We start from the raw sequence: 14301 nt of genomic DNA, 5'->3' as shown, positions 1-14301 counted from the left end.
AGGTGCTTAAAATTCAAAATATATATAAATTTAAATAGAGATATAAACCAATATTTTTAGATGAGAGAGAGGATCCATCCGTGGATAGAAGCGGTCAGAGCCTATTTTAGCCCCGTGCCGAGTGAGAACAGAAGGAGAATATGAGTGGGATCTTCTTTTGATTTCAAAGCTGCGACTTAGGTGCCAGTGAAATGGAATGGCTTTATATAGAAGTATATTTTAAAGATGAGAATTTTACTGCGAATAAGCAGCAGAATAAATGGTGAAAAACGAGTGTTTATAGAAGTTTCACTTTATACATAGCGTGTATTTCGGATACACTAGATAATATGAGGGTTAAAAGGAGGTATTTGTGCTTGGAAGAGATTATTCAAGAACATATTGATAAGTTGTTGTTATTTATGAAAGAAGAAGCGTATAAACCGCTAACGATACAAGAATTAGAAGAGGCCTTTGGTATTGTAGATTCCGCTGGCTTTAAAGATTTTGTAAAGGCACTAGTTATGATGGAAGAGAAAGGACTTGTTGTTCGAACGCGCAGCAATCGCTACGGTCTTCCGGAAAAGATGAATTTAGTGCGCGGTAAGTTAATTGGTCATGCACGTGGGTTTGCTTTTGTTGTCCCAGAAGAGAAGAAGACAGGGGATGACGACATTTTCATTCCACCTACAGAACTAAATGGTGCACTTCATGGTGATACAGTACTAGCACGTATTAGTTCGCAATCTAGTGGGTCACGCCAAGAAGGGACAATCATTCGGATTGTAGAACGTGGTACGAAGGAGTTAGTTGGTACATATACAGAGTCAAAAAATTTCGGATTTGTACTTCCAGATAATAAGCGCTGGACAAGTGACATTTTTATTCCGAAAAGTGCATCTATGGGTGCAGTAGAAGGGCATAAAGTTGTTGTGAAAATTACAAGCTATCCGCAGGATCGTTTAAGTGCGGAAGGTGAAGTGATTCAAATTCTTGGTCATAAAAATGACCCAGGGGTAGATATCTTATCTGTCATTCATAAACATCATTTGCCATTAGCATTTCCAGAAGATGTGATGGAACATGCTAACAGTGTACCTGAAACGATTTCAGAAGAAGATTTAAAAGATCGCCGTGATTTGCGCGATCAAATGATCGTTACAATTGACGGTGCAGATGCAAAAGACTTAGATGATGCGGTTACAGTAACAAAACTTGAGAACGGTAATTATAAACTTGGCGTTCATATCGCGGATGTAAGTCATTATGTCCATGAAGGATCTCCAATTGATGTGGAAGCAGCGGAGAGAGCAACGAGTGTGTATCTTGTTGACCGTGTAATTCCGATGATTCCACATCGTTTATCAAACGGAATTTGTTCACTAAACCCGAAAGTGGATCGTCTTACACTTTCTTGTGAAATGGAAATTAACAATCTTGGTGACGTTGTTAGTCATGAAATTTTCCAAAGTGTTATTAAAACAACAGAACGTATGACGTATGCTGATGTAAGAAGCATTTTAGAAGATGAAGACGAAGCGTTAATTGAGCGTTATGAAACGTTAGTACCAATGTTCAAAGACATGGGGCAGTTAGCACAAATTTTACGTGAAAAACGCATGAGACGCGGTGCAATTGACTTTGATTTTAAAGAAGCGAAAGTGTTAGTAGATGAAGAAGGCAAACCAACAGATGTTGTCATGCGTGATCGTTCTGTATCAGAAAAACTAATTGAAGAGTTCATGTTAGTAGCGAACGAAACAGTAGCAGAGCATTTTCACTGGATGAACGTACCGTTTATGTACCGTGTCCATGAAGATCCGAAAGAAGATAAATTAGAACGTTTCTTCGAGTTTGTCACAAACTTTGGCTATGCAGTAAAAGGACGTGCAAATGAAATACATCCTCGCGCCTTGCAACAAATTCTTGAAATGGTTCAAGGGCAACCTGAAGAAGTCGTGATTTCAACCGTTATGCTTCGTTCGATGAAACAAGCTCGTTACGACGCAGACAGCCTAGGTCATTTCGGGTTATCAACAGAGTTCTATACACACTTCACATCACCAATTCGCCGTTATCCAGATACAATTGTTCATAGATTAATTCGTGAATATATCATTAACGGTAAAATTGATAACGAAACACAAGCAAAATGGCGTGAAAAGTTACCAGAGATTGCAGAGCATTCTTCTAATATGGAACGCCGTGCTGTTGAGGCAGAACGTGAAACAGATGAACTGAAAAAAGCAGAGTATATGCTTGATAAGATTGGTGAAGAGTACGACGGTATGATTAGCTCTGTCACAAACTTTGGTTTATTCGTAGAGCTTCCAAATACAATTGAAGGCCTTGTGCATGTTAGTTATTTAACGGATGATTACTACCGTTATGACGAACAGCACTTTGCGATGATCGGTGAACGTACAGGTAACGTCTTCCGCATCGGTGATGAAATTACAATTCGCGTTATTAATGTAAACAAAGATGAACGCGCGATTGATTTTGAAATCGTCGGTATGAAAGGCACTCCAAGACGTAAATTCAAAGATCGTCCAGTTGTTATTGAACAACCAAAAGGCGGTAGAAAGAGACGCAGTGGTCGCAGCGAACGTAATAACGAGCGTGGTAGTGCACGTGGCAATGAACGTGGTAGCGGACGCAAATCCGAACGTGGTGGGCAAGGAAAAGCATCCGGTCGTCCGGGACAAAAAGATGGCAATGGTAAAAAGAAAAAGCCATTCTTTGAAAATGTTCCAGGATTTAAGAAGAAAAAGAAAAAGCGTAAGTAAGAGAGGGGTGGCTTCGCTTATATACTGAGCGAGCCACTTCCGTTTTTAGTGGTATCCAGTTACGACGGCGAGCTCCTCGCGTCTAAGAACCTTCCGCACGAGAAGATAAAAAGCATCTTCTGTGCGGGAGAACCTTAGCCGGTCAGAGCTGAACGAGCCGTCTCCACTTTTAGTAGTGGCTAGAATCTATGGTCGTTTCGCTCCCTCGGACGAAGCAAAAAGCGCTTCTCTGTCGCGAGCTCCAACGCCCCGAGATTCTAAACGAGCCACTTCCACTTTCTCGTAAATTTTGTTAAAATAGTACAAATAGAGGAGGGACAGATAATGCCAAAAGGTAGCGGTAAGGTTATTGCACAAAATAAAAAAGTATTTCATGATTATTTCATCGACGAAACATACGAAGCAGGGCTTGTCCTTCAAGGAACAGAAATTAAGTCTATTCGCGCAGGACGCGTAAACTTAAAAGATGCTTTCGCACGTATACATAATGGTGAAGTTTGGGTATATAATATGCATATTAGTCCATATGAGCAAGGGAATCGATTCAATCATGAGCCGCTTCGTACAAGAAAATTACTTCTTCATAAAAAAGAAATCGACAAGCTGATCGGGTATTCAAAAGAGACAGGTTATACACTTGTACCAGTTAAAATCTATTTGAAAAATGGATTTGCGAAAATGGCACTTGGTGTAGCACGAGGGAAGAAACAGTATGATAAGCGTCATGATTTAAAAGAGAAAGAAGCGAAACGCGAAATCGCACGTGCATTCCGTGATCGTCAAAAGATGTAATACAGAAATTTACATTTGTAAAATGTCGAACGTATGATATAATAATTCATGTAAGGCCAGTGAACATTGAAAAACAGCTCATTAAGTAGCTATCACGAATATACTTCGTATGCTCCATTCTTATATGGGGACGTTACGGATTCGACAGGGGTAGTTTGAGCTTAAGTTGCGAGTCGAGGGGATCGGCCTCGTTAAAACGTCAAAGCCAATAACTGGCAAACAACAAAACAACTTCGCTTTAGCTGCTTAATACAGCTTAGCGGTTCCTCCCTCCATCGTCCATGTGGTAGGGTAAGGGACTCAAACTAAGTGGACTACGCCGGAGTTCGCCGTCTGAGGGCGAAGGAAGAGAACAATCAGACTAGCAATTCGGAAGCCTGTCGATAGGCCGAAGAGTTTGCGAAATGCCAATATATCGACTACACTCGTAGAAGCTTAAGTGCCAATATCTTTGGACGTGGGTTCGACTCCCACCGTCTCCACCAATACATATTTGGTGGTTTTTTTATTTTGTATGTGATATGAACCATAAGTTTGCCGGAACGGCAAGCTTATGGTTCTTTTTATTTGCGGCAAACTTATGCTTTCAGGATGTTTTTAATGTCGCTTTTAAATCAACGCATGGTATTTAAAAAAAACGCTAGGTTGATCCTTGTTTATAAATATTAAAGACTTAATAAATAATCTTGATAATTAAAACCCAATTCCTTATTAAGTTCATTCTGAATCTTGTTGAGATTTTCCACCATTTTTTTATAGTTAGGATTTAATCCTTTTAAAATTGTACTAAATTCAGAATCCATTGTTAAATCTGGTAAGCCTTTAGACATTTGATTTTGTTTTGAAATCATCTCTCTCAAATTCTCATCGTTTTTAATAGTATTTATTTGAGTTTTTATTTTTTCTTTATAATCATTAACGATACGCATGTCTTTTTGGATGATTCCATCATAAAATAATTGAGTACTTTCTTTAAATCCTTCTATATCGTTTAAATTATTATTTAGGACTTGCTGAATTAAAGGGTGATCATTGGGAATTGAAGGGACATTATCTAATAGATTAATTAATTTCTTAATGTTATTTATCTCTTCAACAGTTTTAATTTTTATATCTAAAAATGGATGCATGGAAATTCCTATGAATTCTCCAAAGGGACCAGGAAAAATTTTTCGGAGAATTACATGTAATTGATCAATATATTGATGAGAAGAATCGATTAGTTTAGAAATATCTTTAAATGATTTTCCTAAATTCCAATTCTCCTTTACAACTTTGATCTGCTTTCTTTTTCGTTCAATAATCATGATATCATTATTTATTTTTCCTTCTTGAGTTTTTAATTCCTCTATAAAGTCTACATCACAATTCAAGATATTTTTGATTTGATTGATTGAAAAGTCTAATTCCCTTAAAAAAGCTATGGTGTGCAATTTCTCAACATCATTAACATCATAAATTCTGTATTGATTCTTTGGATCTTTATGTACTTCTATAAGCCCGATTTCCTCATAATATCTAACGGCTTTCTTTGTTAAACCTGTTTTCTCAGAAACTTCTTTGATGTTCACTATAATCATCTCCCTCTAAAATATTAAATGTATTTATAATTCTATTTTAAGGTTTCTTCTGAAGGTAAGACCAAGTAATATTTTAAAGGTTCCCCTAAGGGTAAGGTCAAATAATAAATTAAAGGTTACTCTTAGAGCAACCTTTAATTTTAATATATAGCCATATAAATTATTACAGCGTGAAGAATCGCAAATAAATATATTGCATAGAAAGCTTGAATTGAAATTTTACTCAAGTAATAGGCAATAAGCATAAATACTGGAAAAATAAACAGTCCGATATATTTTTTTACGATTAAATTAGGCTCATTCCATTCATTAAGGTGTACCGGAATTTCGTTATAACTAAACGGATAAGCTAAGATAGAAATTAAAAATGTTGATACGATAATTGCTAAAAGAACTTTATTGTTGAATAACCAATGCATAGCTACCTCACCTTTTTCTAAAAAATAAGATTGTTTTCGTTTTCCTTGCCACTTTAAAAATCGGAAAATTTGTTTACAATTATATGTTGTCATTAGCTTATTTGTAAAATATAAATCTATATTTTAGAGAGTAGAGCTCAAAAACAAAGAAAGGAGTAACAAGAATGTACCAAGATATTAATCACAAATCCGTAGCAATTTTTAGTATTATCATCATAATAATCTGGATCGTATTTTTATTTTTATTTTTAACTGTAATATCAGTCCTAAATGTCTCATGCTGATAATAGGTATTTTTATTTGTCTTGTTGTAAAATCCACGGCAAGTTTATGGGTTAATAATTAATTCACGGCAAAGTTATGCTTCCTTTCCCCTCAAACAATCAACTAAATCTCCTCAAAAACATGTGATTTCCGGCAAAGTTATGCTTCCTTTAGCGGCAATTTTATGGGTAAAGTCACATTGTATAACAGGAAGCATAACTTTGCATAAAATGCAGGTTTATGCTTTCTTTTTGTGCAAGAATATACTTCTCAAAAGTTATGTAAAAAAAGACATTTTAGCGGTTATTCTTATAAGTGTTTGGTGTGGAACAATTAAAGAATTAGAACTACTATAGATATAATTCTTTAGATAAACAAAAGTCGCCTCATATAAGACAGCGATTTTTGTTTATCTAAAAATAATTTACAAAAAATTCAAAATGGTTCAGATGCTTGTAAAATAGCTTGTAATAAACCAGGAAAACGATTATTTATGTCATCTTTTCGAATCGATATAAAACGTTGTGTTCCGTCTATTCTTGTGTTGATCACTCCAGATTCCCGTAGAACTTTAAAGTGATGGGAAAGTGTTGACTTAGCTATGGGAATATCTAGAGCGCTACATGACTGTTCGCCTCTCCCTGCTAGCTCCATGACTATTTTAAGCCTAATTTGATCGCTAAGAGCGTAAAGGATAGAGGATAAGCGAATTTCATTCATGTTTGGATGATACAATGTTCTCAAATTAATCACCTTCTTAAAATATAAAAAGTTAAGTCTATTTAGTTGAACTATACTATATTTCGTGATATATTTCCATTGTTCGAACATTATAGAACAATGGAAATATATCTTTACGAATAAAAAGGAGTTGATATTGGAAGATGAATAAAGATAGAGCAAAGCGAGATGTTAACACACGTTTAGCACTTATATCATTAATGATTAGTACCTTTGCAATTGGAACTACCGAATTCATTATCATGGGTATTCTGCCAGATGTAGCGAAAGATTTGAATGTAAGTATTAGTTCTACAGGATTATTAGTAACTGGTTACGCAATAGGAGTAGCGATAGGTGCTCCATTACTTACTGCTTTAACAGGAAAGATGCAGCGTAAAAAACTATTATTGATGTTGATGTTATTGTTTGTAATCGGTAATACATTATGTGCAGTTGCTCCTACATATGAATTCCTTTTAGTATCAAGGGTATTAGCAGCTTTTGCTCATGGAACATTTTTTGGTGTAGGGTCTGTTGTAGCTTCAAGATTAGTTCCTCCTGAAAAGCAATCAAGTGCCGTTGCAATGATCTTTACAGGGGTATCTGTTGCCAATATTATAGGTGTACCATTAGGTACTTTTGTTGGACAAAGTCTAGGATGGAGAGCATCTTTTTGGATTATTAGTGCATTAGGGGTTGTGGCAATATTATGTATCACAAAGTTCATTCCACAAATAGCTCTTACGTCCGTTCCAAGTTTTCGTCAAGAAATTCGAGTGCTGAAAAAGCCACAAGTTCAACTTACTTTATTAATGACTATTCTTAGTTTCGTAGGGGTTTTTGCGGCATTTACATACATTGCACCAACTTTAACAGATATTACAAAATTTAGTGCTAGTGCGATTACACCGATTCTCCTATTGTATGGATTAGGATTAACAATAGGTAATACAGTAGCTGGTAGACTTTCAGATTGGAAGCCTATGCCTACAATTATTGGTATGCTCGCTTTATTAACACTTGTTATGGGAAGTTTCTATATAACAAGTGAATATAAAACTTTAGCTGTTATTACTGTATTTTTATGGGGATTTACTTCGTTTGGGCATGTACCAGGTCTACAAATGCGAGTTATTGCAAAAGCGAAAGGAGCACCTAATATTGCAGCTTCTTTAAATATTAGCGCATTTAACTTGGGAATTGCTTTAGGATCATTTGTGGGAGGGGTAGTAATTAACACTAGTTTAGGTTTAAAGGCAATTCCATTAATTGCAGCACTTTTAACTGTATTATGTATTGGGGTTGTCTTAGTAGGATGGTTATTTGATAGTAAAGAAGAAAAGCAAGTTCAAGTCAATCAAGATTTAAAAATTAAAAATGCTTAAAATTAAATGGAAAAGGGGTTATTTAAATGGATTTTTCTCAATTAAAGAAAACAAATATTAAAATTTCAGAAATTGGTTTTGGAACAAATGCAGTAGGAGGACATAATCTCTATACAAACATTGATGAAGAACAGGGAAAGAAAATGATTGAAGAAGCAATAAGGGGAGGCGTAACATTCTTTGATACATCTGATTCTTATGGACTTGGACGATCTGAAGAAATTTTAGGTGAAACGATTAAACATAAACGTTCCGAATTAGTTATTGCAACTAAAGGTGGAATTGAGAAATTAAATGATGGCTCAACAAGAATTAATAATTCACCGAAATATATGAGAACAGCAGTAGAAAATAGCTTAAAACGTTTAAAAACAGATTACATTGATTTATATTATATTCACCTTGTAGACCCAAGTGTTCCACTTTCAGAATCAGTTGGAGAGCTTTCACGTTTAAAAGAAGAAGGGAAAATTAGAGCAATTGGGATATCAAATGTAGATTTAGAGCAATTAAAAGCAGCTAATTTTTCAAATGAAATCTCAGCCGTACAATGTCCATATAATATGCTAGATAGATCTGCAGAAGAAACTTTATTACCATATTGTGTACAAAATGAGATTTCTTATATTCCATACGGCCCTCTTGCATTTGGTATTTTAGGTGGAAAATATACGAAAGATTTTGTCCTTGAAAAAGCAGACTGGAGAAATGATGTAGATTTATTTAAGCCAGCAATTTATCAAAAGAATATAGAAAAAGTTGAGAAGCTGAAAATGATTGCACGAGAAAAAGGTATAAGTCTTCCAAACCTTGCACTTTCTTGGTTACTTGTTCAAGAGGGAGTAGATGCAGTAATCCCTGGTGGAAAAAGACCTGAACAAGTAAGTGGAAATGTTAAAGCTAGTCATATAACTTTATCAAAAGCTGATATAGAAGGAATCAATGGAGTTTTGTCTAATTAATTTTTGATGAATAAGAATTGCAAAAGTGAATCGTATTCCGAGGTGTTTTTCAATGAAATAATGTGTTGGAATAAGATAAGTAATAAAAAGGCTATCTCAAGGTACTATTTTGGGATAGTTTATTTATTTAGTAGGAGGAAAGTTTAACGTAGAACTGCTTGCAATGTTATGCTTCCAAAATAAACTTTCTGCAATTTTATGGGTAATTTTGAGTGGGGATTTTACAGTATTAGGACTGAAAACCCATAATTTTATGCAAAGTTATGGGTTATTGGTGTGCAACTTTATGAGTTAAGTCACATTTTGTATAACAAGAAGCATAAGATGGCCGTTTTGGTCAACTTATGCTTCCACTAAGTTAAACTTTCTAATAATGTTCTAATAAGATTAAAATATTCTTCTTTTACCATTGCAGTTTCATCTGAAAAATCAATTATTAAATCCATCTAATACTTCTTTTTATAAATAAGTATATAAATACTTTACTCTTTCCAAAATTGTTCCAGTAGAATGACAATCATGGTACCTACGAGTAATCCGTTACTTAAAACATATTGTAAGGAAGAAGGAATTCCGCTAAATGCACTTTCTGGAAGAAACATTATTCCCAAACTAATTAATAATGCAATTCCTAATATAGTTAGTCGCCGTTGATTTAATTCTTCACGTAAAATCGATTGAAATGAAATTCCTATCATTTGGACAAATGTTGCTAAAAGTGCAGCATTAGCGATAGGACCTGGTAGTAAGGATATAAAGCTTACAATTAAGGGAATAAAAGAAATTCCTGCTAATATGAGACTTGCTATAAGGAACGACTTCATTTTTCTTTGTCCTGTTAGTTGAATAAATCCTGCTGACGCAGGTAATGGTACAATTCCAATTGTAGAGAACAACGACGAGATAACATGTGATATACCTCCGACCCATACACCACGGTTCAGTGTTTGCTTTTCATTTTCTTTAGATAACGGGGCCACTTGTTTTACAGCCGAAATAGCAGCAATCGTATTTGCAACTAAAAGAAATGTAAATAAAGTTGCGGTTAGAGTCATTCCAATATCGAATCTAGGTGTGCCCCAAGCAAATATCTCTGGTAACTTAACTAAAGGTGTGTGTGAAGGCGTATGAGATGATTTTCCTAATAAAGCATATAAAAGCCAACCACATGAAATTCCAAGTAACACAGCGTAACTTTTCATCCACCCTTTCCCTTTAATTGATAAGAAAGTAATAAGGGCAAAAACAAAGAGCGCAATAGTAGCTGTTGTATAATCAGGATGAGTTACAGATCCTTGTAATCCCATCATTCCTTTTAGTAACACACCACTAAGCTGAAGAGCTAAAATTAAAAGAAAAGTTCCTGTAACCAAAGGTGTAAATAAACGTAAGGTTCGATGCACAAGCCCTGTTATACCAAGGACGAAGAGTAATATACCTGCAATAATTAATCCGCCTTCTAAAAGTTGTAATACATCTTTTGCACTTTGTCCCTGATGCATAGCGACTTGTCCCAATATGACAAATATACTTACCCATGAACCGGCTGGACCATCCGCAATGGGATAGCGATGCCCAAACCATGCTTGTATAAATGAACTTACTCCCACAACTAAAAAAGTTCTCTGCATTAATGTTGAGATATCTTCTATTGATAAATGGAATATGCTACCGATAATGATAGGCAATGCAATTGCATTTGCTAATAGAAACACAAACCACTGTAGAATACTAAAGCTCGTATCAAAATATTTTTTATTCATATTACTCTCCTTTGCCGAAAAAGAACCTCATAGTAAAAATCCATCCTTTCTACACAGTTAGATTAAAAAGGATGGATTTTTTTAGAACTATAAATTACTTTAATTGTATAGATAGATTTTCAATTAATTACCATGTACGGAATGGTAAGAATTTCCCGTTAAGTGTAATAACGATACGAGGATCGCCACCTTTTGGATCTTCTTGTGTGTCCACACCTAGATTGAAGTTAATTGCACTCATTACACCTTCGCCAGCTTTTTCTAAGATTAATTCTCTAAGAGTTGGTGCGTATTGTAACATCATTTCATATAATCGATATAAGATTGGGTCAGTAGGAGGCATTTGCATTACTTGACCTCTAAACGGAACTACTGTTAATGCTTGAACTACTTCTTCATCTAATTCTAATAGTTTACCGATTTTTTCTGCTTCTGAACGTGTCATTGTAGCTTGTCCTAATAACGCTGTTACAACCCAAGTCTCAGAGTTTTCACTTACTTTTGAAATTTCTTCCCATGTTAAACCTTTTTTAATTTTTGCTTCCATAATTTTTTGCGTAGCTTCTTGTCTATTCATATCTAATAACTTCCCTTCATTTAAGTAATAATAATTAATTTTTCATACCATTTAATGCTTTATATCCATCAACTACTAAATCTAATTTACCTGTGTGAGGATCAATAACTAAACCATGTACAGGAACATCTTTTGGAATAAGTGGATGATTTCTTACTAAATCAACATTAGCTTGAGTTGAATCGCAGACATCATCGAATCCAAATAACCATTTTTCAAGGTCAACACCAGCATATTCAATAGCTGATAAAATTTCTGGTGAAGCTACTCCACGATCTAATATTTTTTGAAGTGTTCCTTTTGGATTAGTTTGACTCGCACCACATCTATGGTGTCCGATAAGAAAGATTTCATCTGCATTTAGATCATATACTGATGCTACAACACTTTGCATAACACTATCGAAAGGAGAAGCAATCTTACCACCTGCATTTCTGATAACTTTTGCATCACCATCGTGTATATCTAAAGCTTTTGGAAGTAGCTCAATTAAACGAGCATCCATGCAAGAAACAACAACCATACGTTTTTTAGGCATTTTTGTCGCTTCACGAGGAGCGTATTCCTTATTTTCTACAAATTGTTCATTGAACGATAAAATATCTTGTAATAACATATTTGTAACCTCCTTTAAATCTAGATGTATTTTTTTGTTGCGTCCTCTGTGTTATAAGTAAATATAACTGATAAACAATGTGATGTGAGAGGATAAACTAAGTATAGTGAATTGTATCGATAAGCAGAATAAGTTGGCGAAACACTTTCTGGCTTTCTACTTTCACGGTGAAAGGATTGGTTTATATCATTGATCAAACAGATTTTGAGATACTGAAATCATTAGGAGAAAACTCAAGAATACAATGGAAAGAACTTGGTCAAAAAATACATATGACGGGACAGGCTGTAGGAAATCGAATTCGGAGATTAGAGGATTTAGGGATTATTGAACAATATACAATCGCAATAAACCGAATCAAACTAGGACAAACAGTGACTGCATTTGTTACTTTGTTCGTAACAACAGCTAATCATCAAGAGTTTATGAATTTCTTTCAAAAAGAAGAAGGAATTTCTGAAGTACACCGTATAAGTGGTGAGGGGTGTTATTTATTAAAAACACATTTTGCTTCCAATGAAGACTTGGATAACTTTCTAGGACGACTATTAAAGTATGGGAATTATCGTGTTAACCTATCAATAGGAAAGTTGAAATAAGGTTTCTTTTCTTCGGAGGGGATAGTAACGTTATTTGCTAATCCCTATTTGTATAGAGATAATAAAGTCGTTAACTTTATATCTTGGATAGTAAGAGCCTTACTACAATTTGTGTGTAGTAAGGCTTTTTAAAGTTGTTTGAAAAATGCGAGTCATATCGTTGTACCTTTAAAGGTTACAGCTATAGAAGAACCTCGGATGGAAGGCCTTAAAGACTTATTGATCTAAATCTAAACTTCTTTCGTTATATCATATTGTAACAATTGCCGTTGATCATAAAATTTCTCAAAAATGATGCCCATTAAATAGAAAAATAATAGACCGAAGCAAATGTGAATGAGTGTAAATGTAGCTCCAAATGAAGAGAATTCATACACTATGATCGGTAACTTTGCAGTTGTCCAAACACCTAAGAAAAATACGATGTACCTAATACCTGCCCCTTTTTTTAATAAAAGTGCTGCAATTGGAAATGCGACGTAGAGGGGGCCGGCTGCAATTCCTCCTAATAATAGGGAGAATAAGATTCCATAGATACCAGATTTTTCTCCCATATATTTAATTAATGTTTCTTTCTTTACCCATTGGTCCAGTAACCCTACGAATATTAAGACAGGAGGAAGTAGAAAGAGCATATCTAAAATACTTTTTCCTGTTAATTGAAATGCGTTCCATCCCAATGATTGGTTTATAAAAGTCAATATAATGAGCCCCAATAGTAAAATGAAAAAGAATCGATATCTTTTTAATTCATTCATACCATCACCACCCAAATGATATATGAGAATAGGAGAGATATGAATAAGGCAGAGGCATTACGAGCATAGGCAAAACTTCGCCCAAATATTTTTTGTTCCATCGGTAAAGTTGTGATTCCGACTGACATTAATGTAGACATTAATGCTGCAACTTGAGGGAGGCCCGCACCATTTTGGACTAATGTATTTCCAAGAGGAAACACAACAAAGCTTGGAATGAGTGCAACAGAGCCAATTATTGTTGAATAAACGATACCGATGAATCCAGATTTTTCACCAATTATGGAAGAAATGAAGGAAGGTGTTAATATCGATAGGGATAGTCCAACGAAAAGCATAATTGATAGCATGGAAGGTATAAGATTACGAAACATTTTCCATGACTTTAATAGAGCATCTTTTGTTTTATTCCGATCCTTTACAAACGAAATACTGATAAGAATAATGGCTAAAGAGTAAAGGAGAGCGCCGTTAATCATGATTAGACTCTTTCCAGTCTTTATATTTGTCTAAGAAAAATGATAAGTTTTTAATTTTTTCTTCAATATCTATTTGAAACTCTTCTAATTGTTTTTTTCCCACTGTAGTAATTTTGTATACCTTTCTCGGCTTATCTTGATCAGATGTATCCAAATAAGATTCAACAGCACCTTCTTTTTCTAATTTTTTTAGGGTGCGGTATATGATGGCACTATCGATTGGATTGACGGGAAGCTCTTCTTCACATTTCTGTAGAAGTTTCCCACCATAGCTATCTCCCTCCGTTAAAAACAGTAAAAGAAATGCACCTGTATGTCTTCCTGTATGTTTCATAAAATTCTAACCTCCTGTATTAAATGTAAAAAATATTTTTTGTCATCATAACATTAAAAGTATTACTGTGAGTAACATATTACTGTCATTAACAGTAATATGTTACTCACAGTATAGATTTAATATAATGTCATGTCAATTCTAAAAATAAACAACATGTTTTTTATCACAAAAAAGCCTTATTGGTGAGGGCTAATAATCAGTGGAGGATGAAGAAAAACCAACTGATTAAATTTTCACTTTATCTTTCTGATAACATGAATTCAATTGCAAATACTACCG

General features: G+C 34.7%; 14 protein-coding genes and 1 other RNA gene. 6 read left to right on the top strand and 9 right to left on the bottom strand.

The window, feature by feature from the left end; all coding sequences use genetic code 11:
• The first annotated feature begins 356 nt into the window (after positions 1-356).
• The 3 genes from rnr (at position 357) to ssrA (ending at position 4045) form a co-directional block, all read left to right on the top strand.
• A complete protein-coding gene (gene rnr, locus AAIE21_RS14925; RefSeq protein WP_343267495.1) occupies positions 357-2768 on the top strand; it encodes a ribonuclease R in 2412 nt (803 codons plus the stop codon).
• A 324-nt stretch (positions 2769-3092) separates the two neighbouring features.
• The gene (smpB, locus tag AAIE21_RS14920; RefSeq protein ID WP_001123909.1) at positions 3093-3560 is read left to right on the top strand and encodes an SsrA-binding protein SmpB; all 468 of its coding nucleotides are present in this window, start codon (positions 3093-3095) and stop codon (positions 3558-3560) included.
• Between the two features lie 126 nt (positions 3561-3686).
• Positions 3687-4045, top strand: a transfer-messenger RNA (tmRNA) gene (gene ssrA, locus AAIE21_RS14915).
• Positions 4046-4225: 180 nt separating this feature from the next.
• Here ssrA and AAIE21_RS14910 read toward each other — a convergent pair.
• The 3 genes from AAIE21_RS14910 to AAIE21_RS14900 form a co-directional block, all read right to left on the bottom strand.
• On the bottom strand, positions 4226-5131 hold the full coding sequence (locus tag AAIE21_RS14910; protein WP_343267494.1) for a MerR family transcriptional regulator: 906 nt from the start codon (positions 5129-5131) through the stop codon (positions 4226-4228).
• A 149-nt stretch (positions 5132-5280) separates the two neighbouring features.
• The gene (locus tag AAIE21_RS14905; RefSeq protein ID WP_343267493.1) at positions 5281-5559 is read right to left on the bottom strand and encodes a DUF1648 domain-containing protein; all 279 of its coding nucleotides are present in this window, start codon (positions 5557-5559) and stop codon (positions 5281-5283) included.
• Positions 5560-6258: 699 nt separating this feature from the next.
• Complete coding sequence (locus AAIE21_RS14900) at positions 6259-6567, bottom strand: ArsR/SmtB family transcription factor (protein WP_343267492.1); 309 nt, start codon at positions 6565-6567, stop codon at positions 6259-6261.
• A gap of 140 nt (positions 6568-6707) precedes the next feature.
• On the opposite strand from AAIE21_RS14900, the gene AAIE21_RS14895 reads away from it, so the two are divergent.
• Entirely contained in the window at positions 6708-7931 is a 1224-nt protein-coding gene (locus tag AAIE21_RS14895; protein WP_343267491.1) for an MFS transporter, read from the top strand.
• A 26-nt stretch (positions 7932-7957) separates the two neighbouring features.
• Positions 7958-8893, top strand: coding sequence for an aldo/keto reductase (locus tag AAIE21_RS14890; protein WP_343267490.1), 936 nt, complete (start codon positions 7958-7960; stop codon positions 8891-8893).
• 482 nt (positions 8894-9375) lie between these two features.
• On the opposite strand, the gene AAIE21_RS14885 is transcribed toward AAIE21_RS14890, so the two are convergent.
• The 3 genes from AAIE21_RS14885 to AAIE21_RS14875 form a co-directional block, all read right to left on the bottom strand.
• Positions 9376-10656 carry a purine/pyrimidine permease gene (locus tag AAIE21_RS14885; protein ID WP_343267489.1) on the bottom strand — a complete coding sequence of 427 codons (1281 nt, stop codon included), beginning with the start codon at positions 10654-10656 and terminating at the stop codon, positions 9376-9378.
• Positions 10657-10783: 127 nt separating this feature from the next.
• Entirely contained in the window at positions 10784-11233 is a 450-nt protein-coding gene (gene cynS, locus AAIE21_RS14880) for a cyanase (protein WP_343267488.1), read from the bottom strand.
• A gap of 34 nt (positions 11234-11267) precedes the next feature.
• Positions 11268-11849 (bottom strand): beta-class carbonic anhydrase, encoded by a 582-nt coding sequence (locus AAIE21_RS14875; RefSeq protein WP_343267487.1) that lies wholly within the window; start codon positions 11847-11849, stop codon positions 11268-11270.
• Between the two features lie 167 nt (positions 11850-12016).
• Between AAIE21_RS14875 and AAIE21_RS14870 the strand changes: the two genes are divergently transcribed.
• Positions 12017-12448 (top strand): Lrp/AsnC family transcriptional regulator, encoded by a 432-nt coding sequence (locus AAIE21_RS14870; RefSeq protein ID WP_343267486.1) that lies wholly within the window; start codon positions 12017-12019, stop codon positions 12446-12448.
• A gap of 230 nt (positions 12449-12678) precedes the next feature.
• Here the strand turns inward: AAIE21_RS14870 and AAIE21_RS14865 are convergent, their stop codons facing one another.
• Genes AAIE21_RS14865 through AAIE21_RS14855 form a run of 3 tightly spaced genes read right to left on the bottom strand, consistent with a single transcriptional unit; the run spans position 12679 to position 14019 of the window.
• A complete protein-coding gene (locus AAIE21_RS14865; protein WP_343267485.1) occupies positions 12679-13206 on the bottom strand; it encodes a permease in 528 nt (175 codons plus the stop codon).
• A complete protein-coding gene (locus tag AAIE21_RS14860) occupies positions 13203-13685 on the bottom strand; it encodes a hypothetical protein (protein WP_343267484.1) in 483 nt (160 codons plus the stop codon). Before AAIE21_RS14860 ends, AAIE21_RS14865 begins: the two co-directional genes overlap by 4 nt.
• The gene (locus AAIE21_RS14855; protein WP_343267483.1) at positions 13678-14019 is read right to left on the bottom strand and encodes a PadR family transcriptional regulator; all 342 of its coding nucleotides are present in this window, start codon (positions 14017-14019) and stop codon (positions 13678-13680) included. The genes AAIE21_RS14860 and AAIE21_RS14855 overlap by 8 nt, the downstream gene beginning before the upstream one ends.
• Between the last annotated feature and the right edge of the window lie 282 nt (positions 14020-14301).

The organism is Paenibacillus sp. 102 (genome assembly GCF_039549175.1).
GTDB lineage: Bacteria > Bacillota > Bacilli > Bacillales > Bacillaceae_G > Bacillus_A.
Note: the sequence above shows the minus strand (reverse complement) of the source record. Positions and strands in the feature narration are given on the sequence as shown.